The sequence below is a fragment of the Kribbella sp. NPDC048837 genome (genome assembly GCF_055586945.1).
Map to the genome: position 1 here is coordinate 54,657 of NZ_JBVJHF010000017.1, position 21,230 is coordinate 75,886.

At 67.2% G+C, this 21,230-nt stretch carries 24 protein-coding genes; 13 read left to right on the forward strand and 11 right to left on the reverse strand.

The window, feature by feature from the left end; genetic code table 11:
• Position 1: 1 nt before the first annotated feature.
• The 3 genes from selB (at position 2) to ACZ6O0_RS43065 (ending at position 2,688) form a co-directional block, all read left to right on the forward strand.
• Complete coding sequence (gene selB, locus ACZ6O0_RS43055) at positions 2 to 1,768, forward strand: selenocysteine-specific translation elongation factor (protein ID WP_465770896.1); 1,767 nt, start codon at positions 2 to 4, stop codon at positions 1,766 to 1,768.
• A 178-nt stretch (positions 1,769 to 1,946) separates the two neighbouring features.
• Complete coding sequence (locus ACZ6O0_RS43060) at positions 1,947 to 2,408, forward strand: rhodanese-like domain-containing protein (RefSeq protein WP_465770897.1); 462 nt, start codon at positions 1,947 to 1,949, stop codon at positions 2,406 to 2,408.
• A 151-nt stretch (positions 2,409 to 2,559) separates the two neighbouring features.
• Positions 2,560 to 2,688, forward strand: coding sequence for a hypothetical protein (locus ACZ6O0_RS43065; RefSeq protein WP_465770898.1), 129 nt, complete (start codon positions 2,560 to 2,562; stop codon positions 2,686 to 2,688).
• A 13-nt stretch (positions 2,689 to 2,701) separates the two neighbouring features.
• Here ACZ6O0_RS43065 and ACZ6O0_RS43070 read toward each other — a convergent pair whose 3' ends face one another.
• On the reverse strand, positions 2,702 to 3,532 hold the full coding sequence (locus tag ACZ6O0_RS43070) for a beta-propeller fold lactonase family protein (protein WP_465770899.1): 831 nt from the start codon (positions 3,530 to 3,532) through the stop codon (positions 2,702 to 2,704).
• Between the two features lie 445 nt (positions 3,533 to 3,977).
• Here ACZ6O0_RS43070 and ACZ6O0_RS43075 point away from each other — a divergent pair, with 445 nt between their 5' ends.
• On the forward strand, positions 3,978 to 4,274 hold the full coding sequence (locus ACZ6O0_RS43075) for a putative quinol monooxygenase (RefSeq protein WP_465770900.1): 297 nt from the start codon (positions 3,978 to 3,980) through the stop codon (positions 4,272 to 4,274).
• A gap of 137 nt (positions 4,275 to 4,411) precedes the next feature.
• Here the strand turns inward: ACZ6O0_RS43075 and ACZ6O0_RS43080 are convergent, their stop codons facing one another.
• Positions 4,412 to 5,269, reverse strand: coding sequence for a GNAT family N-acetyltransferase (locus ACZ6O0_RS43080; protein WP_465770901.1), 858 nt, complete (start codon positions 5,267 to 5,269; stop codon positions 4,412 to 4,414).
• Positions 5,266 to 5,733 (reverse strand): GNAT family N-acetyltransferase, encoded by a 468-nt coding sequence (locus tag ACZ6O0_RS43085; protein ID WP_465770902.1) that lies wholly within the window; start codon positions 5,731 to 5,733, stop codon positions 5,266 to 5,268. The genes ACZ6O0_RS43080 and ACZ6O0_RS43085 overlap by 4 nt, the downstream gene beginning before the upstream one ends.
• 243 nt (positions 5,734 to 5,976) lie before the next feature.
• On the opposite strand from ACZ6O0_RS43085, the gene ACZ6O0_RS43090 reads away from it, so the two are divergent.
• Positions 5,977 to 6,759: an RNA polymerase sigma factor gene (locus ACZ6O0_RS43090; protein ID WP_465770903.1), complete on the forward strand. Its 783-nt coding sequence runs from the start codon at positions 5,977 to 5,979 to the stop codon at positions 6,757 to 6,759.
• Positions 6,760 to 6,774: 15 nt separating this feature from the next.
• Here the strand turns inward: ACZ6O0_RS43090 and ACZ6O0_RS43095 are convergent, their stop codons facing one another.
• Complete coding sequence (locus ACZ6O0_RS43095; RefSeq protein WP_465770904.1) at positions 6,775 to 7,236, reverse strand: SRPBCC family protein; 462 nt, start codon at positions 7,234 to 7,236, stop codon at positions 6,775 to 6,777.
• A complete protein-coding gene (locus ACZ6O0_RS43100; RefSeq protein ID WP_465770905.1) occupies positions 7,233 to 7,550 on the reverse strand; it encodes an ArsR/SmtB family transcription factor in 318 nt (105 codons plus the stop codon). The genes ACZ6O0_RS43095 and ACZ6O0_RS43100 overlap by 4 nt, the downstream gene beginning before the upstream one ends.
• 95 nt (positions 7,551 to 7,645) lie before the next feature.
• Between ACZ6O0_RS43100 and ACZ6O0_RS43105 the strand changes: the two genes are divergently transcribed.
• The 3 genes from ACZ6O0_RS43105 (at position 7,646) to ACZ6O0_RS43115 (ending at position 9,797) form a co-directional block, all read left to right on the forward strand.
• Positions 7,646 to 8,077, forward strand: a complete 432-nt coding sequence (locus tag ACZ6O0_RS43105) for an SRPBCC domain-containing protein (protein ID WP_465770906.1) — start codon at positions 7,646 to 7,648, stop codon at positions 8,075 to 8,077.
• Positions 8,078 to 8,099: 22 nt separating this feature from the next.
• Positions 8,100 to 8,546, forward strand: a complete 447-nt coding sequence (locus ACZ6O0_RS43110; RefSeq protein WP_465770907.1) for an SRPBCC family protein — start codon at positions 8,100 to 8,102, stop codon at positions 8,544 to 8,546.
• An 843-nt stretch (positions 8,547 to 9,389) separates the two neighbouring features.
• Positions 9,390 to 9,797: an ester cyclase gene (locus tag ACZ6O0_RS43115; protein ID WP_465770908.1), complete on the forward strand. Its 408-nt coding sequence runs from the start codon at positions 9,390 to 9,392 to the stop codon at positions 9,795 to 9,797.
• A gap of 328 nt (positions 9,798 to 10,125) precedes the next feature.
• Here ACZ6O0_RS43115 and ACZ6O0_RS43120 read toward each other — a convergent pair whose 3' ends face one another.
• On the reverse strand, positions 10,126 to 11,235 hold the full coding sequence (locus ACZ6O0_RS43120) for a lactonase family protein (protein WP_465770909.1): 1,110 nt from the start codon (positions 11,233 to 11,235) through the stop codon (positions 10,126 to 10,128).
• Positions 11,236 to 11,691: 456 nt separating this feature from the next.
• Entirely contained in the window at positions 11,692 to 12,642 is a 951-nt protein-coding gene (locus ACZ6O0_RS43125) for an AraC family transcriptional regulator (protein ID WP_465770910.1), read from the reverse strand.
• Positions 12,643 to 12,781: 139 nt separating this feature from the next.
• Between ACZ6O0_RS43125 and ACZ6O0_RS43130 the strand changes: the two genes are divergently transcribed.
• The gene (locus tag ACZ6O0_RS43130) at positions 12,782 to 13,501 is read left to right on the forward strand and encodes an SDR family NAD(P)-dependent oxidoreductase (protein WP_465770911.1); all 720 of its coding nucleotides are present in this window, start codon (positions 12,782 to 12,784) and stop codon (positions 13,499 to 13,501) included.
• Positions 13,502 to 13,596: 95 nt separating this feature from the next.
• On the opposite strand, the gene ACZ6O0_RS43135 is transcribed toward ACZ6O0_RS43130, so the two are convergent.
• Together ACZ6O0_RS43135 and ACZ6O0_RS43140 are read right to left on the reverse strand one after the other, a co-directional pair.
• Entirely contained in the window at positions 13,597 to 14,580 is a 984-nt protein-coding gene (locus ACZ6O0_RS43135; RefSeq protein WP_465770912.1) for a DUF389 domain-containing protein, read from the reverse strand.
• Between the two features lie 260 nt (positions 14,581 to 14,840).
• A complete protein-coding gene (locus ACZ6O0_RS43140) occupies positions 14,841 to 15,461 on the reverse strand; it encodes a CGNR zinc finger domain-containing protein (protein ID WP_465770914.1) in 621 nt (206 codons plus the stop codon).
• Positions 15,462 to 15,691: 230 nt separating this feature from the next.
• On the opposite strand from ACZ6O0_RS43140, the gene ACZ6O0_RS43145 reads away from it, so the two are divergent.
• Both ACZ6O0_RS43145 and ACZ6O0_RS43150 read left to right on the forward strand, forming a co-directional pair.
• Positions 15,692 to 16,582 (forward strand): pyridoxamine 5'-phosphate oxidase family protein, encoded by an 891-nt coding sequence (locus tag ACZ6O0_RS43145; protein WP_465770915.1) that lies wholly within the window; start codon positions 15,692 to 15,694, stop codon positions 16,580 to 16,582.
• Position 16,583: 1 nt separating this feature from the next.
• Complete coding sequence (locus ACZ6O0_RS43150) at positions 16,584 to 17,450, forward strand: alpha/beta fold hydrolase (RefSeq protein ID WP_465770916.1); 867 nt, start codon at positions 16,584 to 16,586, stop codon at positions 17,448 to 17,450.
• Positions 17,451 to 17,618: 168 nt separating this feature from the next.
• Here the strand turns inward: ACZ6O0_RS43150 and ACZ6O0_RS43155 are convergent, their stop codons facing one another.
• On the reverse strand, positions 17,619 to 18,251 hold the full coding sequence (locus ACZ6O0_RS43155) for a TetR/AcrR family transcriptional regulator (RefSeq protein ID WP_465770917.1): 633 nt from the start codon (positions 18,249 to 18,251) through the stop codon (positions 17,619 to 17,621).
• 96 nt (positions 18,252 to 18,347) lie between these two features.
• On the opposite strand from ACZ6O0_RS43155, the gene ACZ6O0_RS43160 reads away from it, so the two are divergent.
• Entirely contained in the window at positions 18,348 to 18,827 is a 480-nt protein-coding gene (locus ACZ6O0_RS43160) for a peroxiredoxin family protein (RefSeq protein ID WP_465770918.1), read from the forward strand.
• Position 18,828: 1 nt separating this feature from the next.
• Positions 18,829 to 20,034: an MFS transporter gene (locus ACZ6O0_RS43165; protein ID WP_465770919.1), complete on the forward strand. Its 1,206-nt coding sequence runs from the start codon at positions 18,829 to 18,831 to the stop codon at positions 20,032 to 20,034.
• 571 nt (positions 20,035 to 20,605) lie between these two features.
• On the opposite strand, the gene ACZ6O0_RS43170 is transcribed toward ACZ6O0_RS43165, so the two are convergent.
• Positions 20,606 to 21,214 (reverse strand): TetR/AcrR family transcriptional regulator, encoded by a 609-nt coding sequence (locus ACZ6O0_RS43170; RefSeq protein ID WP_465770920.1) that lies wholly within the window; start codon positions 21,212 to 21,214, stop codon positions 20,606 to 20,608.
• Positions 21,215 to 21,230: the final 16 nt, after the last annotated feature.

Below are 21,230 nucleotides of genomic sequence, written 5' to 3' on the forward strand. Positions count from 1 at the left end.
CATGCACGTCATCGCGACCGCCGGCCATGTCGACCACGGAAAGTCCACCCTGGTCCGCGCGCTGACCGGGATGGAGCCGGACCGCTGGGCCGAGGAGCACCGACGCGGCATGACCATCGACCTCGGGTTCGCCTGGACGACCCTGGAATCGGGGCATCCGGTCGCGTTCGTCGACGTACCCGGCCATGAGCGGTTCATCGGCAACATGCTCGCCGGCATCGGACCCGCTCCGGCCGTCATGTTCGTCGTCGCCGCCGACGAGGGCTGGAAGGCACAATCCACTGAGCACCTCGCCGCGCTCAACGCTCTCGGCGTCCGGTACGGGGTAATGGTCATCAGCCGCTGCGACCTCGCCGCGCCTGCATCCGCGCTGGCCGCCGCTCGTCACGAGCTCGCGACGACGTCCCTGAGCGGGATCGAGACGGTCTGCGTGAGCGCAACAACCGGTGCTGGTATGGACGACCTTCGGGCCGCGCTGTCGCGGTTGATCGCAGCCCTGCCGCCACCCGATCGGGAGCGTGCGGTGCGGCTCTGGGTGGATCGGGCGTTCACGATCCGCGGTGCCGGCACTGTGGTGACCGGTACGCTTACCGCGGGGGCGATCTCCGCCGGCGACACCCTCACGATCGCGCCCGGGGAGCACCGTTCGCACGTCCGCGGCGTCGAGTCCCTGAAGACCCACGTGCCCTCGGTGCAAGCCGTGGCCAGGGTTGCCGTCAACCTGCGGCATCTGCCCGTGAGCCAGATCCGGCGCGGCAGCGCGCTGCTCACGCCTGAGGCCTGGGACACGACCAGTCTGGTCGATGTGCGGACCTCTGGGCAGCTGCCGCACCAGGTACTCCTTCACATCGGATCGGCTGCCGTCGCGGCCCGGGTGCGACCCTTCGGCGCGGACCTCGCCCGGCTGACTCTCGTAACGCCGCTGCCGTTGCAGATCGGGGACCGGCTGCTACTGCGCGACCCGGGCAGCAGACGAATCGTCGGCGCCACCGTGCTCGACGTACGACCGCCAGAGCTGGTTCGCCGCGGCGACGGCGCTCTGCGACGAGCCGAGCTGGCAGCGATGACCGGACAACCGGACCCGGTGTCCGAGTTGCGCCGACGCCGGATCGTCACCGTTGCCGACCTGCGCCGGATGGGCTGCCCGGCGCCGGCGGGCGTGGCCCCGGTCGTCGGCGATTGGCTACTCGACCCGGAGTACCGCGACGAGCTGCTAGCACGGCTCGCCGCCGAGGTCGACTCATACGCGGCCAGCCATCCGCTGGAACGGGGCCTGCCCTTCGAGGCCGCCCGCCAGCGGCTCGACCTGCCCGACCGCCGACTCGTCGACGCGCTGGTGACGCCACCCCTGGCTGCCATGGAGGGCCGGGTGCTGCGGGCACCGAACCGCGACTTCCTCCCACCGGAGGTCGCGTCGGCGGTCGAGACGATCCGCGTCGACCTGTCGACGACCCCGTTCGCGGCACCCGACGCCGACCGGCTCGCGTCACTGGGTCTGACGCAGGCGAAGCTCGCCGCGGCGGTCCGTATCGGGGCGCTCCTGCACGTGGGCGACGGCGTCTACCTCGCCCCCGAGGCCCCCGACATCGCTGTGCAGCGGCTCGCCGAACTTCCGCAGCCGTTCACCGTCAGCGACGTACGGAGGGCGCTCGGCACCAGCCGCCGCGTGGCCGTACCACTACTCCAGCTGCTGGACCGCGCCAACCTCACCCGCCGCGTCGACGACGTCCACCGCCGAGTCGTGGACCAATCCCCTTCGGACACATAGCCCGACGCCGCAAACGACTCCACCGCGGACGACCCTAGCCAGGCACCGCCTGGACGCCGCCAGGTGGAAGGAAACATTGTATGACGGGGTGGCGTAGAGGGGGCGTCCGTAGGATCGTGGGCTGAAGGTCGACTACGGGGCGAACGCAGGAGAGTGACGGTCGACTTGTGGGGGCGAGATGGGGATCGAGGAGACGCTGGCCCACGTCCGGGCCGAGCTCTGCCGGCTGGACCCGGCCGCCGCTGCAGCAGCAGCGCATGAGCGGGCGACATACCTCGTCGACATTCGGCCGGAGTCTCTGCGGCGCGGTGACGGCGAGGTGCCAGGCGCCATAGTCATCGAACGCAACCACCTGGAGTGGCGCCTGGATCCCGGCAGCGACGCACGGATCCCCGAAGCGGTCGACTGGGAGGTTCGATGGATCATCGTGTGCCAGAGCGGCTACTCGTCCAGCCTGGCGGCGCACTCACTTCGCCAGATCGGCCTTGTGCACATCGCCGACGTGATCGGTGGGTTCGAAGCCTGGCTCGCCGCCGGCCTGCCAGTCGACCACCCGACCGAGCCAGACCGGCCTCGTGGACCGGGCGAAGGCCCGGCAGCGCGATCACCCCGCAAACAAGTGTCACCCGGGAGGCCTTGATCAGCCGAGATCGCTGCGGTCACGCGCAGCAATGGGTGCCAGTCGGCGACGACCTGCACCTGATGCTGAGCATCCAGTACGAGGGGATGGATCCGGCGAAGCCGCTTGTCGATCCACCCCTTGAGCCGGCTCTTGCAGGCCGGCTATCCGCGTGCGTGTGCCGCGGCCGCCACCGCTGGTGGTCGCAGCCACAGAGGCGACGAGCTTCAGCCGGCCGCTGCTGTCGATGCGGTACGACGAGATCGACGAGCTGGCGGCGTTGACGGTGTATGCGTACTGACCGTCATCGGTGATCACGAGCCAGCAGGCGGCCGACCACCGTCGCTCAGCGACGCGGTGATGTTCCGAAGCTGGGTGCCGGCGACGGAGTACGACGAGACGGCAATTGCGTCCGCCTCGGACACGATCGCGTGACCGCGCGGGTCGAAATCGAACCCGTAGGGAGTCGTGCCGGCCGACTTGTGGGCGACGGCCTTACCGGCGTAGGCACCGATCACCGCGAAGGTGTCGATGGTCTGGTCGCCCTTGTGAGTCACGACCAGCGTGCGGCCGTCGGGACTGAAGGAGACCTCGGCTGCTGCCGTCGGGTTGGCAGAGGTCTTGCTCAGAGACCTTGTCGAGAAGGGCAGCGGCAGCAGCGGGCCGTCGGGGCTGACCAGGAGTGCGCTGATGGTTTCGCTGTCCTGGTTCAAGACGTAGACGACACCATGCCGGACGGTAAGGCTGACCGGCCGGTCGCCACCACTCGGCGCGACGGAGCGCCGGGCCAGGCCGTTGTCGGTGATGGCAAGGGTCGAGACCGTGTCGTCGCCCGCGTTGACCGCGAACAGCAGGTTGCCTTCTCGGACAAGACCGCCCTGGGAGGCCAGCGAGGCGCCGAGACCCCGGCCGCCGGTGGCGACGGCCGGGCCAGGGCGAAGCCGCCCGTCACGCAGCCGGTCGAAGACCTGGACGGCGTTGCCGTTTGCGGCGTTCGTCGTCTCGTAGACGTGTCCGACGACCGTGTTCCCGACGGACGCGCTAGCCCCCGGACCCGCGGCGCTTGCCGGGGAGATTCCCAGCAGTGTGCCTACGGCGACGGCTGCTAGCGCCGGCGCCAGAGTCCGCACAGACTTGACTGACATGGGGTTTTCCTTCAGAGGAATTACTGGACGTCGTTGACGTTAGATACGTTCTGCGTCAGGTACAGCAGATTCCTTGAGGGGTAAGCGGTCCGTTATCTCTCGTTCCGAGAAGGCGTTGTTCGTGAAAACTCGTGACGGCATTCTCTGTCGCGCAGGCGAGCACAGAGTGCGATCGGTGTAGGCACACCGAATCCCAGCACCGTAAGGGATCTGTCATCGGGCAGGCGACGACAGAAGGCGGCTTACCCGTCTACGATAAGGCACGTGCGATCGGTTCGACCGGCCTGCCTGGTGGCCCTGATTTTGCCCGCAGCCGGAAACGGCAATCCGCCTTTGCGACCTGCTTACCTGGATCGGTGCATTTGCGTAAGCCGTATTCCATACCGGCCTGGACGCCGTCGCGGGCTTCACGGCGCGACGGTCGAGACAACCTTGGAGAACTGAAATGACTGTTGACCGTGGGCTTCTGGCCCTGCTCGAGGCCAAGCCCGGCAAGGGCGACGAGCTGGCAGCGTTCCTGGAGGAAGGCCGTCAGCTCGCCCTTGCCGAGGAGGGGACTGTCACCTGGTACGCGTTCAGACTGGGTGACACGACCTACGGGATCTTCGACACTTTCGAAGGCGAAGAGGCCCGACAGGCCCACCTGAACGGTCAGATCCCGGCCGCACTCGGTCAGGTGGCTTCGGGCCTCCTTGCGTCCGAGCCGGATATTCGGTTGGCGGAAATTGTCGCCGTGAAGTAGCCCACGGCGTACAAGACACCGGGCGCGAGGCGGCCATCGCCGGCGGCGACAGCTGGGCTGAAGCGGTCGAGCCGCAGGTTGCTGCTGGCAACGAGTTGCGGGTGGCGGCGTGCGGGTCGGGGTCGCATCCAGGCTGGTCAGGAGCGCGCGAGGTGCTTCACGAGGACGGCTCGGGTGTAGAGAAGGTCGAAGCCGCTGCGTTGGGCGTTCTGCTGGGACTTCGAGGCCGGTTGGGTGGTGATCACACCGACGTCGCAGCCGGCCGTGGCGGCGTCGGCGAGGCGGGTGGACAGGAGCGCGGACTGGATGCCGTGACGGCGGTGCGCGGGGAGCGTTGCGGCGCCGGCGAACTGGGCAACGCCTTCTGTTGTGCGGAGCCCGGCTCCGCCCGCGAGTTCGCCGTTCAGCACGGCGAGATAGCGGGTGATGCCGGCCGCGGCGGCGTCGCGTTCGGCCTCGATGTAGGTGTCGCGCGGAAACTCTTCGCGCCACGGGACTCCCTGGGTGTCGGGTACGGCGACCGCGTCGGCCATCACGTTCAGCCAGACGTCGAGCTCCTCGTCGCCACTCGGCCGGATCTCGATCCCGTCCGGCAGCGTGACGTCGTACTTGTCCTCGACAGCGATGCCGAGCACGTTCTCGAACGACTCCAACCGGTATCCGCGTCGGCTGAGGGCGAGGCCGATCGCGGGGTCGGCGAGGTGCGGGAGCTCGACCTGTACGGGCGCGCCGACAGCGGCGTACGCGTGCTCGATCTCGTCGAGCTCGTCGGGAGTCGGTACGCCGGCGAATCCGAGCCCGACGACCTTGTTGAACGGCGAGTTGTGGTCGGCGAAGCTCGCGAGTCCGCCTGCCACTGGGATGACGAAGCCTCGGCCGTTGGCGAGGCGGCGGTGGGCGGCGAGGACAGTGGCTTCGATGAGCTGGGTTTCGGCGCGCTCGATTCGCTCGGCCAGGTCGGCGTCGCAGAACAGGGGCGTCCGTTCGGTCTTCATGACTCTCCTGACAGGTCCTGGTCCAGCCAGACCCGGTCGCGTAGTGGGATGCCGTCGATGACGATCTCCTCGGGGTAGCCGGTCGCGGCCGCAAACGCGTCACGTTCGACGCGAAGCAGGCGGAAGCCTTGACGTTGGTAGAAGCGCAGATTGCCGGTGTCGGCCGCAGCTGTGGCGACGAGCAGGCGTTTCGCCGCGTTCTGCCGGCAGTGTTCGAGCGCCGCTCGAACCAGAGCCTTGCCGATACCTGTACCGCGCCGGCTCTCGGCGACCGCCATGCTCTTCAGCTCCGCGGCGTCGTTGCCGGTGATCAGCTGGAGGTGCCCGATGATGTCGCCGTCGTCCTCGGCCACGAACACGGCGCCGAGGTCGAGGTAGGCGTCGATCTGCTGCTCGGAGTCGTCGGCCTCCCGGAAGAGCGGACGCAGTACTTCCCGGTCCCCGTTGTAGCGATGGACCATCATCTCAGCGAACTCCGTTCGTCGGCGTGGCTTCGACCCATCCGACTATTCGTGTCACCAAGGGCGCCAGACGTTACATGAACGCGTGGCGCGATGAGAGTCCCACGCAACATTTCCAGCTGGACAAGACTTGCCCGTCGCCGGAGGTGCGGTAGCCTATCGCGGTCTCGCCGTGCCGGGCGGCGGCTGAGCATCGACGGGACTCGGACCCGCGCCGGGCAGGCGATGGTGGCGTCGGCGTTCTTGGTGAGCGACGAGACGATGGCGAAACGCCTGGTGCGGGCGAAGTACAAGATCAAGGCCGCGCGCATCCCCTATCGACTGCCGGCTGACGCCGAGCTGCCGGGCCGGTTGCGCGCGGTGCTCTCTGTGCTCTACCTGATCTACAACGCGGGCGCCGATGACACCAGCCGGAGCGACCTTCGCGCCGAGGCCATCCGGCTCGCCCGGCTCCTCGACCTGTTGATGCCTGACGAGCCGGAGGTGGATGGTCTGCTGGCGCTGATGTTGCTGAGTGACGCGCGGATGCGGGGTCGCGGGGACAGCGGTGTCGTGGTGTTGCTGGAGGACCAGGACCGGTCGCTGTGGGACCAGGCTCTGATCGCCGAGGGGCAGGCGCTCGTGCTGACGTGCCTACGGCGCCGCCGGCCCGGGCCGTTCCAGCTCCAGGCTGCGATTCAGGCGATGCATTGCGCGGCTGTGCGGTACGAAGAGACGAACTGGCCGTCCATTGTCCGGTTCTACGACCGGTTGCTCGCGATCATGCCGACCCCTGTCGTTGCGTTGAACCGAGCCGTTGCTGTGGCCGAGACCGAAGGCCCCGGTGACAGCCTGCTCCTCCTCGACCAGCTCGCCGGCGACCTTGTGCAGTACCACCCGTTCCACGCCGCCCGCGGTTCGATGCTGCATCGACTCGGACGTCGGACCGAGGCAGCGCAGGCCTACGCGCGCGCCGCGGATCTGGCCACTAGCGAACCTGTGAGCCGGTTCCTGCAGGAGCAGGGCGAGATCGTCCAGCGCGGCCGCTGAGGCGACCAGTGCCTCTCAGTCGGGTGGGGTCGCGTCGGTGCTCGTGTCCGGGCCGGGGTCGCCGCCGGCTGCGCGGATGCTGAGTCGGTCGAGGTAGTGGTTCCAGCCGTCGCGGTGTGCGTCGAGGGCCGGGAAGGGTAGGCCGCTGTGGACGAGAGTGAGGAGTGTGCCGTCGTCGGCGTCGGGAACCAAGGTGATCTCGACGGTGCTGGAGCCGGGTGGGACCGGTGAGCCGCCACCCTCCCAGCCCCAGGTGAAGGCGATCCGGTGGTGTGGCTCGACCACGGTGAACCGGCCGGACGCGACGCCGTCGCCGCGCACGTTCATACGGAACACTCCGCCGGGCCGCGGGTCGATCTCGGCGGTGATGCCCTGCCACGCAAGCCATCGATCGCGGTCGGTGAAGAAACTGAAGACAATGGCCGGGCGAGCGCGGATGGATCGCCGGACGATGACGGCCGCGGGGTCGTCGTTCACTGCTCGTCACCCGCTTCGGTGGCTTCGGCCAGGCTGGCGAGGCTGTCGAGCTGCTCGGCCCACTGCGCCTCCAGGTAGGTGGACAGTGATCCGAGGGCCGTGCGGTCAGCCCGGTAGAAGCGCCGAGTGCCCTCGGGGCGGACAGTGACCAGTCCGGCGTCGCGCAGGATCTTCAGATGCTGTGACACCGCCCCGAAGGTGACATCGAAGGCGTCGGCGAGTTCGCCCGCCGTGCGTTCCTGGGACCAGCACAGTCGCAGGATCGCCTGGCGGCGCGGCTCGGCGATGACTGCCAGCACACCTGCTTTCGCCACGGCAAGAGTTTAGCAGCCACTAAAGCTTGTGCCGTCGCTCCGGCAAGAGTAATTTAGTCAATACTAAAGGAGCATGGCTCGAGGGGGAATCACAGATGGCCGGCATGCATCACCTCGTCACTGTCGAGAAGGCTGACGCCACCGCGGCATACGCAGCGCTCACCACGCAGGACGGCGTCACGGCCTGGTGGACAAGTCGCGCGAGCGTCCCCGGTGCGCAGGTCGGGGATGTGCTCAAGATGAGCTTCCCGGACGCGCCGTTCACCTGGGACATGCGAATCGACCAGGCCGACGAGCCGCTCCGGCTTGAATGGGAGTGCATCGGTGGCCCACCCGGATGGGAAAAGACTCAGGTCGTCTGGGGTGTCGAGGCGTCTGATGCCGACATGGTCGTCCGGCTGTCCCACGAGGGATTTGCCGCCGTGGACGACATGTTCCGCATCGTGACCGTCGGCTGGGCGCAGATGCTGCTGTCGCTCAAGACGTACCTGGAGACTGGTGTCCGGAAGCCGTTCTTCGATTTCTGACCTCCGGCGAAGGAGGAGGCTCGTGGCTGTCGACGTCGAGACCGAGATCGTGATCGACCGTCCCCGCGACGAGGTCGCCGCGTACGCGGCGGATCCTTCCAACGTGCCGCAGTGGTACGCGAACATCGAATCGGTGATCTGGCGCACGCCCCCGCCGATCGCCGTTGGCTCGCGGATGGACTTCGTGGCCCACTTCCTCGGTCGCCGGCTCGCCTATCAATACGAGGTCGTCGACCTGGTGCCCGGGAACCGGCTGGTGATGCGCACGTCTCAGGGACCGTTCCCGATGGAGACGACGTACACCTGGGATGCCGTGGACGCGTCACACACCCGGATGACGCTGCGCAACCGCGGTGAACCGGCCGGCTTCGCCCGGATTGCGGGTCCGACGATGGCCGCCGCCATGCGCCGCGCCACCACCAAGGATCTGGCCGCCATCAAACGCATCCTCGAGCACGGGGGTCGCTAAGAAAGCTGTCACCAGCCGGCTCTCCTGCCTGATGTGTGGGTGATGTGAGCGCGCCTTGAGTCGCGCACGCCGTGCTCTGCCTAGGTTTCTAAGCCGTCAAGGAGCAGGCCTCTGGTGACCAGGGTGGCGTGCCGACCGAGGAGGATTTCTGCCGGCTCCGGGCCTGTGTTGTGAAGGGATATGTCTGACGGCTGCAGAGGTTATCGCCGATTCGAGGCGAAGTCACCCAACGGGATTGCGGCAGATCGACGCGACGGAATGGTGCCTGGCCTCGGGGGAGCAAGGTCGTGATCGTCCGGGTCGTCGATGACCATTCCCGCAAGATCTTGGCGAGTCTCGCCGCGGCGAGCGAGGGTGGCCCGCAGACGTGCGGGACGAAGGAACGCGCCTGGCGGCCGGCTTGCTCTGGTCTCGTGGCGCACAGCCCGCGAGAACGAATGGTTCACCGAAATCTTCGAAGCACTTCTCCCCGGGACCCCGGCAGCCGTTCCGCCGGCAGACGCTCCGACGCCGTTCCGGCACTCTGACCGCGCCCGCACCACAGCCATTCTCTCCGCTGCTGGGTACGAGCAGATCAGCCTCGAGCCCGTCGACGTTGAGATGTATTTCGGCCGGAGCGCCGACGAAGGATTCCCGATACTGGTCGGTCTGCTGGCTTGGACTGTCGGAGACCTCGATGCCGATGCTGCTGTATCGGCGTTCGACCGCTTGCGCAATCTACTTCGCAACCACGAAACACCACAGGGAGTCGCCTTCGGGTCCGCGGCCTGGCTGATCACCGCGCGCCGACCGAACCCCGCACCATGACCACCCAGGATCTCGAACCAGCCAAAGGGGCTCACCATGAACCTGGACAACGAAGACCTACTGCGCCAGTTCATCGTCGCGTTCGAGGCCGGTGACGACGCCACACTCCGAAAGCTCGTCCGGCCCGACCTCATCGACCACACCCTCCCGTCTGGCGCTGCCCCCGGGATCGACGGGCTGCTGTACGCCGTCACGTCGTACCGCCAAGGCTTCCCCGACCTCCGCATCAGCATCGACCACGTCATCTCCGACGGCGATGGCGTGGTCGGCTACGGCCGCATCACCGGGACCCACACCGGCACCTTCTTCGGCTCACCACCGACCGGTCGCTCCGCAGACTTCGCCTACATCGACATCTACCGAGTCCACGACGGCCTCATCACCGAGACCTGGCACCTCGAAGACATCGCAGCACTGATGCGCCAGCTCGCAGACGCGCCATAGAGAGCCGCGGTCGCGACCTCCAGCTGCTGTCGTGGTACGACGTAGGCAGGTCCGACGATCCGTGTAACAAACGGCGCCGGACGTCAATGACTGCCGCACTGGCATCGGACCATGGTGTGCGTGCAGCTCCCCGCGGAGGCGCTTGGTGGCTGCTGGTCGGGGTGTTGGTTGTCCACGGCATCAGCCCATTCTCGGAGTGGCGGGCGGTCGAATCCCGGATTCGTCGAGGCGGTGCGCCGGAGCGTTGCGAGCTGACCCACCTTCGCAGCAGACCGATCGACGGAGGGTCGATCGGTCTGCTTGGTGAGTCACGCTGGACGAAGAGCGGTCAGTCTGTGGCAAGCCCCGCGGCACCGATGGCGGTCGCACCCTTGGTGTCCTGTTGCGGTGTGAGGGAGCCGTCGTGGCCGACGGCGTACGAGGCCACACTGCCGTTGGCGAGGCGGACGTAGAGCTCGTCGTTGTCTGCGCTCAGGGCGGCGTCCGTACCCCCGCCGTTGGTGGTGGCGGCCACGGAGGCTACGAGCCGCAGTTGCCCTCCACTGCCGATCCGGTACGACGAGATCGACGAGCTGGCCGCGTTGACGGTGTATGCGTAGTGGCCGTCGTCGGTGACCACCAGCCAGCACGCAGCTGCCTGGTGGTCGCTCAGCGAGGCCGTGATGTTCCGCAGCCGATCACCGCGCACCAGGTACGACGAGACAGCGCTGGCGTCGGCCTCGGAGATGATCGCGTGACCGCGTCGGTCGAAGGCAAATCCGTAGGGTGTCGTGCCGGATGAGGGGTGGGCAACGGCGCGACCGGCATAGTCGCCGACGACTGCGAAGGTATCGATGGTTTGGTCGCCCTTGTGAGTCACGACAAGGGTCCGTCCGTCGGGGCTGAACGAGACCTCTGCGGCCGCGGTCGCGCCGGTGGACGAGTTGCTCAGAGATCGGGTCGAGTGGGGCAGTGCCTGAAGCCGGCCCTCGTGGGTGACGCGGAGTCCGCTGATGGTTTCACTGCCCTGGTTGAGTACGTAGACAATTCCGTGGTGCACGGTGATGCTGACCGGCCGGGTGCCACCACTCGGGGCGACGTCGCGCCGCACGAGACCGTGGTCTGTGATGGCGAGCGTCGAGACTGTGTTGTCGCCGGCGTTGACTGCGAAGAGCAGGTTGCCGTCCCGCACGAGTCCGCCCTGTGACGCAAGCGACGCACCGAGGCCTCGGCCGCCAGTCGCGATGGTCGCACCGGCCCGGAGCCGGCCGTCGCGCAGCCTGTCGAAGACCTGGACGGCGTTGCCGGCCGCGGCGTTCGTCGTCTCGTAAACGTGCCCGGCAACGGTGCTCCCGCTGTCTCCCGGACCCGCCGCACTTGCCGGGGAGATTCCTGCCACCGACCCGATGGCAAATGCGGCCAGAGCGGGCGCAAGAGTCCGCACAGACTTGACTGACATTGGTCTTCCTCTCACGGGAATTGCTGGACGTCGTCGACACTAGGTGCCTTTCTCTGCCCCGGCAGCCAACTCGTGGTCGAGGTAAGCGTTCCGTTAGCCATCCAGCTGCGATGATCATTGTTCGTGAAATGTAAGAGGTCGTTCCCTGTGGCTCCGACTTGCACGGAGAGTGAGAGTAGGTTCGGGTCGACCTCGCACAAGCGTCTGTTCTACAAGGGCCCTGGTCCAACGCGGTCTCCGGCCGGAACAGAGCAGTTGTTGCGGCGAACACAAGCCTTTCAAGGAGATGTCTTGCGGCATGGTGCTGAATTCGTCAGGCCCATTGACCAGCTCGCTTCATCCTCACGTTTGCAGAGGCATTTTCGGGAAGCTGTCGCGAGCGCACCGTGACGGGGGAGGTTCACGACGCCGATGTTGGTGGCGGGATCCGACCGGCTCCTTTCGGACGATGCGTGGTCATCTCGGATTGTTATCCGTACAGCTCACTTGCCGTCGGGAGCGCTGCCGGAACCGCCCCGGTGGCAGCGCGCGGGCACGGGAGAACGCTCGGGAGAAGGCGTACTCCGAGGTGTAACCCACCGAACGCGCCACGACGTCGATCGGATCATCCGTGTCGCGGAGGCGGATGGCTGCCAGGTCCATCCGCCAGCGAGTCAAGTACGCCGATGGCGTCTCTCCGACGACGGCTGGGAATCGGCGGGCCAGCGTGGCACGAGAGACCGAGGCGGCGTCTGCCAGTGACTCGATGGTCCAGGGGTGTGCGGGATCGGAGTGAAGCGCTGCCAACGCGGACCCGATCACCGGATCACCGAGCGCTCGTAGCCATGAGACTGGCGGTCCCGGCGAGTCCATACTCACCCAGGCACGGAGCAGCTGGATCAGCAGGAGGTCGACCAACCGGTCGAGGACGATGGCCGATGCCAAGCCCGGCCTGGCGAGCTCGCTGGCGAGCAACCGGAGGGTGTCGTCCAGCGCGCCACCACCCGAGCCAGCGGGTACGTGCATGACTGCTGGCAGCAGCGAGAGCAGTGGCGTTGCGACCGCGGGATCATGGCGGTACGACGCGCAGAGAATCCGCGTCGTACCCGGTCGGCTGCCGACATCGAGAATCCCACCGGCTGCCGATGCCCGCTGTGCGGCTGCATGGTCGAACGGCTCCAAGGGCACGTCTGCGTGGCTCGAGAGGGCGTGCCGAGAGCCGGTCGGGAGGAGCACGATGTCTCCTGGCATCAGCCGCAGTGGCTCTCGACCCGCGATCTGCAGCCAGGCGGTGCCGGCCGCGAGCGCGTGGAAGGCCGCACCGGGGACCTGATCCAGAGACAGACCCCAAGGCTCGCCCGCGTGAACTGTCGCGGCAACGGAGCCACGCACGCCGGCGACAGCCAGCATCTCCGCCAGCAGATCCATTTTGTCAGAGTATCCAAACCTGGCATTGCAGCTGTGATCTGAGACTGATGAGCAAGAAGGTGCGAGTTTCGAGCATGGAAACGCGCAGTGCCTGCGACCTACAGTCGGAGACCAGTCCGCTTTCCTCGAAGGGATCTCCATGAATATTTCGGGTAGCACCGCTCTGGTTACCGGTGGCAACCGGGGCCTCGGCGGTCATCTCGTGTCCGAGTTGCTCAGTGGCGGGGCCACGAAGGTGTACCTCACCGCGCGGCACCGGCAGTCGGTCGACCCAGTGGTGGCGGCCGATCCTCGAGTTCATGTCCTCGTGCTCGACGTGACGGAGCAGGACAGCATCGCTGCAGCTGTGCAGGCGGCGCCGGATGTCGATCTGCTCATCAACAACGCGGGCGTCCTGGGCTTCGGCAGCGCGCTCGAAGGTGACCTCGAACTGTTCGCGCGCGATCTGCACACCAACTACCTCGGCACGGTCCGCCTCACTCGCGCGTTCGTTCCGGTGCTGGAAGCCAACGGGCCGGCCGCGATCGTCAACATTCTCACGCTGGTTGCCCTGGCGCCGGTCGGTCCGATGGCTGGATACTCCGCCTCGAAGGCTGCGGCACATTCGTTCACCCAGGCACTGCGTGCCGAGGTCCGCGATCGCGGGATCGAGGTGATCGGGGCGTATCCGGGCGGCATCGACACCGAGATGCTTGCCGGAGTGGACGCAGAGAAGGCCGACCCGGCCGACGTTGCGCGGCGAGTTGTGGCTGCCATCGCTTCGCGCGATGCCGTCGTGTGGCCGGACGACGCCTCGGAGGCAGCGGGCAAGGTCTACCTGAGTGATCCGCTGGAACTCGAGCGGATGCTGGCGGGCTGACTCCGCGGAATCGGACCGGAGTACAGATCGCACGCAATCAAGCAGCCAAGGACCGGCGTACCGCGGACCCCTCGACATCGCGGCCGGATATGTCGCTACGCGGATTCGTCAGGTCCGCGTCCGCTCTTTCGTAGCCGCTCAACGAGTCGGGCCCGCCGTGCTGACACCCGTGACCAGACGGCCTGCTGGAACGCAAGTGCGACCCAGCCGGCCGTCGCCATGCCGGACAGGTTCACAATCAACTGCAGGCTGCTGCCCCAGACCTCATGGCCGAGGCCGAAGGCAAGTCCGAGGGCGACGTTTCCGGCTGCGGGGACGGTGGTGACTGAGATGAAGACTCCGGACAGGCCGCCAACGCGAGCCGACGTCAGCGACAGCACACCTGCTGCGCCGGCGATGACGGCGACGATGAACGACCATTTGTCCGGCTCGTAGATGAACGCCGTGTCCGGTCTGGGCGCCGTCAAGTCGTCAATCGTCACCCAGCCAAGAGCCCGGCCGACCAACGCTGCCACTGTCGTCGCAAGAATCGCGATGACAAACCCGATGACCAGGGTTCGCACCGCAAGAGCCATCAGATTCCAACGACGCCGTACCAAGGCCAGTCCCACGGCTGCGACCGCGGCGAACTCCGGACCGAGCACCATCGCACCGATGACCAGGATCTGTGAATCCAGGACGATGGCGATACCTGCGATCAACGTGGCCATGGTCATGAAGCTCACGTAGGTCCAGTTCAACTCCGACTCCGCGTACGCCTGGTGCGTCACGTCTGCCCACACCACCGAGTCCGCGCTACTGCCGGGTGCCTGCCGTTCCGCGTCGAGGCCGCGCCGCGACATCCAGGTCCGCACCTGCTCGATGTCTATGCTTCCGTCGTGATGAACGTCGAGTGCTTGCAGGCGGTCGACGACGTCATTCGCGGCCTCCCTGGCAACATCGGCAAGGACGAGATCACCGGGCGGAAGAGCAGACGCTTCGCGCAACACCGCGAGGCTGCTCACCGCTGGGTCATCTGACAGGGTCTTGATCACGGCCTCGCTCTTCGCCGCGGGCGACCAAATCCTGAAGTGCAGCATCCGCTCAGTCTGCACCGCCCGAAGACCGACGGCGCCGGTGCACGGTCCCCGCCGGGCAAACCTCGACCCGGCGTTCAGTTAGTGACTGACATGTAGGTCGTGGTCGCTCTCACCTCGGGCGCTGCGCACTCGGGGCTTCACATCACCTGACCGGCGCGGGGTGCGATCTCGATCGTCCAGGAACGAGATAGCGACCCCGTCGGTAAGACGGCGCGACGGACCGGCACTGATCACTCGCAGGATGATGCCGGTGGAGTGGGTCAGGTTGTTGGGCGGCGGTGGCGCTGGTAGTGACGGGCGGACCGTGCGCGGTTGCCGCAGCTCGCAGAGCACCATTCCCTGCGTGGGTGGTTCTTCAGGAAGTACAGGACGCATCCTGGCGCCAGGCACGCACGTAGCTGATTGCGGGCGTCCTGGCTGAAGAGCGCGATCGATTCCTCGGCGATCGCGGAGACGGCGGCGGAGGCTGCCTGCCCGCTGGTCCGGGCGTGACGTGAGGGTGCCTGGCCAGGCGTCCAGGACAGGGCTGACCAGTGTGGGGTGTCGCCTGCGGCCTGGTTGAGCGCGGTCACGGCGTCCTCGAGTTCGCGGATGTGAGACGCGGCTGATGGGCGGGGGTCCTCGGTGGCCTCCGCAGCGAGGCGGCGCAATGCGTTGCGTAGGCCGATGAGGTGGTTGCCGAGGCGGTCGAGGTCGGACGTGGCGAACGTATCGAGGTCGGACGGGGCCATCAGGTCCGTCCGGTCAGAGACTGCGCGCATCCAGGCCCGGGTGCCGTCGGCGTCTCGTAGCGCGTCGTACACGCCGTCCCGGTCGGCCCAGATGGTGTTCATCAGCTCCACGGGGAGTGGCTCGCCCAGCAGGGGTGCGTTCGTGTCCATACCGCCGACACTACCTCACCTCTGACGGTTGCAGGCCAGTCTATCCGTTGACAATCGTTGCAGGGAGCTGCATGCTTCTAACGGTTACCGATTAACGCAAGCGTCAGAACCAGGAACGAAGGAAGAAGCATGATCGATCCGGCGCACACAACGCCTAAGGGCTTCCACGAGGGTGAGCTGGCGTCCAGCGCCAGGCAGGCTTCGCCAGGGATGCGGCCCGACTCGAGGGCATGCTGGACCCCACCCAGCTGCGAAGCGGCGTGTCCCGGTTCCTGGCCGAGCGGACCTTCGCCGCGATCACCGCCCGAGACCTGGACGGCACCCTGTGGATCTCCCCTCTCACCGGGCCTCCCGGCTTCCTGGAGGTCATCGGACCAGGCGGCCTCAATATGCGAGCGCTGCCCGTGGAGGGCGGTCCGCTGCATCACCTGCCGGCAGCCCAGCCTGTCGGGCTACTTGTGGTCGAGTTCGCGACCCGCCGCCGTCTGCGGATCAACGGCACCCTCTCGGCCACCGGGAGCAACGGCCTGCGCATCGACGTGGAGCAGGTGTACGGCAACTGCCCGCAGTACATCCATAGCCGGCATCTGCGCGCCACACCGTCGGGCACGCCTCGCGGGGAGCCGGTACGGTGCGCCGACACCCTCAACGACAGCGACATCGATCTGATCCGTCGGTCCGACACCTTTCTGATCGGCACCACCCACCCCACGCGCGGCAACGATGCCTCCCACCGTGGCGGACCGCCCGGATACGTACGAGTCGAGGACGGACGACTGTGGTGGCCTGACTACTCGGGCAACGACATGTTCAACACTCTTGGCAACCTTCGGATCGATGCCACCGCGGCCCTGCTCGTCTGTGACTTCACCACCGGACACACCCTGCACCTGTCTGGCCTAGGCGCCCTCGAATGGACTCGCCAGGGTGCCCCTGGCGACGACGACCGCACCGGCCGCCGCGTCCACTTTCTTCCTCGCCATCTCGTGGCCGGCCGTGTGTTGCGACTTCAGGCCGCCGAGGCCCCGGGCGCGCGGCGACCCGTTGGCTGGCACCTCACGGGCCGCTCGGACGCCAAGGCGGGCGTGAGTACAACCCAAACACACCAAGGAGCGAACTGACATGACCGTCACCTTCCACACCCTCGACGTGGCCGGCCACCGGGTCTTCTACCGCGAAGCCGGTGAGCCCGGCGCACCGAAGCTTGTTCTTCTGGGGGGCTTTCCGTCTTCCTCACATCAATGGCGTAACCTCTTGCCGGCCCTCGCCGACCGCGGCTTCCACGTCGTCTCGCCCGACTATCCCGGTTTCGGCCACACCGAGAGCCCTGACGACTTCGCTTACACCTTCGACCACCTCTCCGATGTCGTCGAGCAGTGGTTGGCTGAGATCGGCTTCACCTCGTTCGGCCTTTACCACCAGGACTACGGCGGCCCCATCGGCAACCGGATCGTCGGCCGCCACCCCGACTGGCTGCAGTGGCAGATCGTGCAGAACTCCAACGCCTACCAGGAAGGCTTCACCGAAGCCTGGGACGGCATCCGCTTCAAGCTGTGGCTCGATCGCAATCCGGAGACCGAGGCAGCCCTGGCGCCGTTCCTGGAGATCGACGGCGTCAAGTCGATCTACCTCGCGGGCCACAAGAACCCCGACCTCATCTCCCCGGACAACTGGACGATGGATGTCGCGTTCCTCGACCGCGCCGGTCGCCGCGACGTTCAACTGGACCTACTGGAGGATTACAAAACCAACCCACCGCTGTATGAGACCTGGCAGGCGTTCATGCGTAAACACCAGCCGAGGACAATCATCTTCTGGGGCCAGGGAGACATCTTCTTCACGCCCGAAGGTGGCGATGCCTACCTCCGTGACCTGCCGGACGCGGAGATGCACCGCCTCGAAGCAGGCCACTTCGCGGTGGAAGACCACGTCGACTACATCGCCGACAACATCGCCCGCTTCCACGCCGAGCACATCGGACAGGCCTGACCCACACGCCCGCCAGTCGGCGTCGGGCCCTTCCTCCCGGATGGGTCCGGTGCTGCCAGGTGCGAAAGGCCTAGGCGCCTGCTCTGAGTGCCGATAGCCGGCGTCGTGTGTGCGTTTGGGCGGCCGCGGGTGCCGGCGTGGCAGGGAGGTGGCGGGCGGTACCGTGGCTCAGTTGCCCCTAGGTCGGTAGCTGCGGATATGTCCCAGCGCCATGTCCAGGGCCAGCTCGAGTGGCTGGACCCCGTGAGTGGCCTGGGACAGCAGTAGCCCGCCCTGGAGCGCGGCCATCACCGAGGTTGCGAGCAGTCGCGGGTCGGCGTCCGCGGACAGGTCACCGTTGGCGCGCATCGCGGTGAACCCGTCGCACAGGTACCCCTCCCATTCGGCGAAGCAGTCGGCCAGCACTCGACGAGCCGACTCTGATCGGTCGGCAACCTGGCTCGACAGCGAGCCGAGCGGGCACCCGCCGACACCTCCTGTGGCGCGGGTCGCCTCGACGACGTGGTCACGCCATCGCTGCAGACCGTCCCACGAGCGCAGCTCGCGCAATTGTGTTTCCTGCCCGGCGATGACCTTCGCGAGCTGGCTGCGGATCACCTCCAGAACGAGCGCGTCCTTGTCGGCGAAGTAGTGGTAGAGCTGCGACTTGCTCGTGCCGGTGGCCGCCATGATGTCGTCGAGGCTGGTGCCGGCAATTCCTCGCGCGTAGACGAGTTCCGCCGCGCCCGCGACGATGCGCGCTCGGGTCACGGCGCCACGTGTGGTGAGGCGCGGGGGATCGGTGCGGAGCTTGGTCGGCATCTCTGAAGCGTACACCCAATTGGACTTGCTAGTCCAGTTAGCTTCCGTCATGGTGGACCAATCAGTCCACTTCATCGGAGTTTCGGAGAGGAACCCATGTCTCGTCTGCACAACGGGGAGCAGTTTCCGTCCCTGTCGCTTCCTGCGGTGGGCGGCGGCTCCATCGCCCTCCCGGATGATCTCGCCGGCTCGTTCGGCATCGTCCTGATCTACCGCGGATCGTGGTGTCCGTACTGCAACGCTCAGCTCGCCGCGTTCTCGCGCGCGTCGGAGACGCTCGCCGAGCTGGACGCGAAGGTTGTCGCGCTGTCGGTCGACGACGAGTCGACCAGCGTCAATCTCGTCGAGAAGCACAAGCTGAAGTTTCCCGTCGCACACAGCGCCGACGTGGACAAGGTGTCAGAGGCAACCGGCGCCTACGTCAGTGCCGATCGCAGTTACCTGCAGTCGTCCGGCTTCGTCCTCGATCCCCAGGGGAAGGTCATCACGGCGGTGTATTCCAGCGAGGCGATCGGCCGGCTGGTCGCGGACGACGTTGTCGGGTTCCTCCGCTACCTGAAGGCGCACGAGGCCTGACGTGTCCGACCATGAGCGACGCCGCGCTCTGGTCCTCGTGGCCATGGCTGCCGTGCTGGCGAACGCGTCCTGGTTCAGCGCGACAGCGATCGCGCCGGCTCTCGAGGACGATTGGGACCTGACGTCGACCGACGCCGCCTGGCTGGTCATCGTCGTCCAAATCGGCTTCGTGACCGGTAGCGTGGGCGCGGCGGTGCTCAACCTGCCCGACCGGATGCAGGCACGCCGGCTGATCGCCGGATCCGCGGTCGTGGCCGGCGTGTCGAACCTAGGGCTGCTGCTGGCCCACGGACTCGCGCTCGCTTTGCCGATCCGCTTCCTGGTCGGCGTCGCACTCGCCGGGGTCTACGCCCCGGCGGTGCGGCTCGTCGCCACGCACTTCGAGCGCGGACGAGGCGTGGCGACCGGGGTGGTCGTGGGCGCGCTGACGCTCGGCTCGGGGACGCCGCATCTGGTGCGCGGTCTCGGCCACGTCCCCTGGCAGGCAACGATCTCGGTCACGTCCGGGCTCGCCGTCCTGGCCGCCGTGTCGGTCTGGACGGTGCGCCCCGGACCGCTGGCCGTTCGAACGCCTCCGCTCGACGTCAGCGCTGCGGCACGGGCGCTGGCCCGCGAGCGGCCGCTGCGATTAGCCACGCTGGGTTACCTCGGCCACATGTGGGAGCTGTACGCGCTGTGGAGCTGGTTGTCTGCGTTCTTCGCCGCGGCGCAGGCGCGTTCCCACCCCGGCTCGCTCGAGATCGGTACGGTGACGTTCCTGGTGATCGGGGTGGCCGGCCTGTTCGGAGCCGTCGTGGCCGGAAGGATGGCCGACTGGCTGGGACGTACGGCGATCACCAGTACGGCGATGTTGCTCAGCGGGGCCTGCTGCCTGGTCAGCCCGTTGATCTACGGCGCCGCGCTGCCGGTACTCGTGGCGACGCTGCTCGTCTGGGGCGCCGCCGTGATCGCCGACTCCGCGCAATTCTCGGCCGCGGTGACCGAATTGGCCGAGCCGCGGTACGCGGGGTCGGTGCTTGCCCTGCAACTCGCGCTCGGGTTCACGCTGACCATTGTCAGCATTCGGCTTGTGCCGCTCGTCGTGGATGTCGTCGGTTGGCGTTACGCATTGGTGCCGCTGGCCATCGGGCCATTGCTCGGGACAGTGGCGATGCTGCGGCTGCGTGGGCTGCCCGCCGCCCTCGCGCTCGCCGACGGCCGGCGTTGACGGCCGATCGCTCCGCGGGCCCCACCTGCCGCGATCAGCCTGCCAGTCGTGGGCGTTCTGCTGGGATTTCGATGCGGGTTGGGTGGGCGCCTAGATGGATCACCTGGTCCGCGGCTGGGATCTCCTCGGACCGACTGCGCGTCCGTGGTGGTCTGCGGCGGCGCCGAATCGACCACGATTCCGGCGGCGGCGAGGAAGTCAGCGACTGCCGGATCGGTCGCGGTGACCAACAGCCGGCAACGACTTGCTCGCGATCGTCTTTCTGCTTCCCGTACCAGCCGGCACAGATCATCGCCGACCTGCTCGCGGGGGAGACCGAGGTGCAATCGAACGACGCCCGCTGACAGGTGGCACGCATGAGGAGGGCTGCCGTGCCGGTGTAGTCGATCCTTTCCGACAGCGTCACGTGTATTGCCCCGTCGGAGACCTGCATCTCGACAGATCCTGATCGCCTCCGGACGCCACCCATACCGTCCACCTTACTGCGCATATGTCGGGTCAGTGGGACAGGTCGTGATCCTCAGCAGGTTGCGTTGGGCAACAAGGTGATGGGATCTCCCGACGTCGAGGCTCAGATCGGGGCGCTCGGTCGGGCTCGGGCGGGGATCAGTGAGCGGAGAGCCGATCGGACACCCACGTTCAGGTCGGTGCGACCGGCACCTGCGCGGGACCGGAGATTGACGCCGTACGCGAGCAGCGTGAGGAATTCCGCCGAACCGGCCGGGTCGAGATCGGAATGGACCTGTCCCTTGCTGCAGGCAACTTCCAGGGCGGTGGCGAAAGCGGATCGGAGTCCGTCGTGGTGGCGGTCGAGCAGCCTCAGGGCGGCGTCGCCGGGCTGCTCGGTGTGCGCGTTGGAGATCAGGCATCCCCAGCCGGCATGCTCGCCCGTGCAGCGCAGCCGGATCAGCCGGTCGAAGAACGCCGAGATTGCGGGAAGTCCACGATCGTCCGCGGCGAGCCGGTCGAACATCGGGCCCGAGCGCTGGTCGAGATACCGCTGCAGGGCCGCGACGTACAGCTCCTCTTTGCTGCCGAAGGCGTTGTAAAGGCTGGACCGGCTCAATCCGGTCGCGGTCACGATGCCGTGGATGCCGGTAGCGGCGGCCCCTTGGCGCCAGAACAGGCGCTCCACCGTGGCCAGCGCGTCCGCGCGGTCGAAGTGTTTGACATCCGGCACGCCACACCTCTTATCT

Excerpts from the sequence above, each read along its gene's own strand:
- selB (WP_465770896.1), top strand. The coding sequence starts at position 2 with ATGCACGTCATCGCGACCGCCGGCCATGTCGACCACGGAAAGTCCACC.
- ACZ6O0_RS43060 (WP_465770897.1), top strand. The coding sequence starts at position 1,947 with ATGGGGATCGAGGAGACGCTGGCCCACGTCCGGGCCGAGCTCTGCCGG.
- ACZ6O0_RS43070 (WP_465770899.1), bottom strand. The coding sequence starts at position 3,532 with ATGTCAGTCAAGTCTGTGCGGACTCTGGCGCCGGCGCTAGCAGCCGTC.
- ACZ6O0_RS43075 (WP_465770900.1), top strand. The coding sequence starts at position 3,978 with ATGACTGTTGACCGTGGGCTTCTGGCCCTGCTCGAGGCCAAGCCCGGC.
- ACZ6O0_RS43080 (WP_465770901.1), bottom strand. The coding sequence starts at position 5,269 with ATGAAGACCGAACGGACGCCCCTGTTCTGCGACGCCGACCTGGCCGAG.
- ACZ6O0_RS43085 (WP_465770902.1), bottom strand. The coding sequence starts at position 5,733 with ATGATGGTCCATCGCTACAACGGGGACCGGGAAGTACTGCGTCCGCTC.
- ACZ6O0_RS43105 (WP_465770906.1), top strand. The coding sequence starts at position 7,646 with ATGGCCGGCATGCATCACCTCGTCACTGTCGAGAAGGCTGACGCCACC.
- ACZ6O0_RS43115 (WP_465770908.1), top strand. The coding sequence starts at position 9,390 with ATGAACCTGGACAACGAAGACCTACTGCGCCAGTTCATCGTCGCGTTC.
- ACZ6O0_RS43120 (WP_465770909.1), bottom strand. The coding sequence starts at position 11,235 with ATGTCAGTCAAGTCTGTGCGGACTCTTGCGCCCGCTCTGGCCGCATTT.
- ACZ6O0_RS43125 (WP_465770910.1), bottom strand. The coding sequence starts at position 12,642 with ATGGATCTGCTGGCGGAGATGCTGGCTGTCGCCGGCGTGCGTGGCTCC.
- ACZ6O0_RS43130 (WP_465770911.1), top strand. The coding sequence starts at position 12,782 with ATGAATATTTCGGGTAGCACCGCTCTGGTTACCGGTGGCAACCGGGGC.
- ACZ6O0_RS43135 (WP_465770912.1), bottom strand. The coding sequence starts at position 14,580 with ATGCTGCACTTCAGGATTTGGTCGCCCGCGGCGAAGAGCGAGGCCGTG.
- ACZ6O0_RS43140 (WP_465770914.1), bottom strand. The coding sequence starts at position 15,461 with ATGGACACGAACGCACCCCTGCTGGGCGAGCCACTCCCCGTGGAGCTG.
- ACZ6O0_RS43145 (WP_465770915.1), top strand. The coding sequence starts at position 15,692 with ATGCTGGACCCCACCCAGCTGCGAAGCGGCGTGTCCCGGTTCCTGGCC.
- ACZ6O0_RS43150 (WP_465770916.1), top strand. The coding sequence starts at position 16,584 with ATGACCGTCACCTTCCACACCCTCGACGTGGCCGGCCACCGGGTCTTC.
- ACZ6O0_RS43155 (WP_465770917.1), bottom strand. The coding sequence starts at position 18,251 with ATGCCGACCAAGCTCCGCACCGATCCCCCGCGCCTCACCACACGTGGC.
- ACZ6O0_RS43160 (WP_465770918.1), top strand. The coding sequence starts at position 18,348 with ATGTCTCGTCTGCACAACGGGGAGCAGTTTCCGTCCCTGTCGCTTCCT.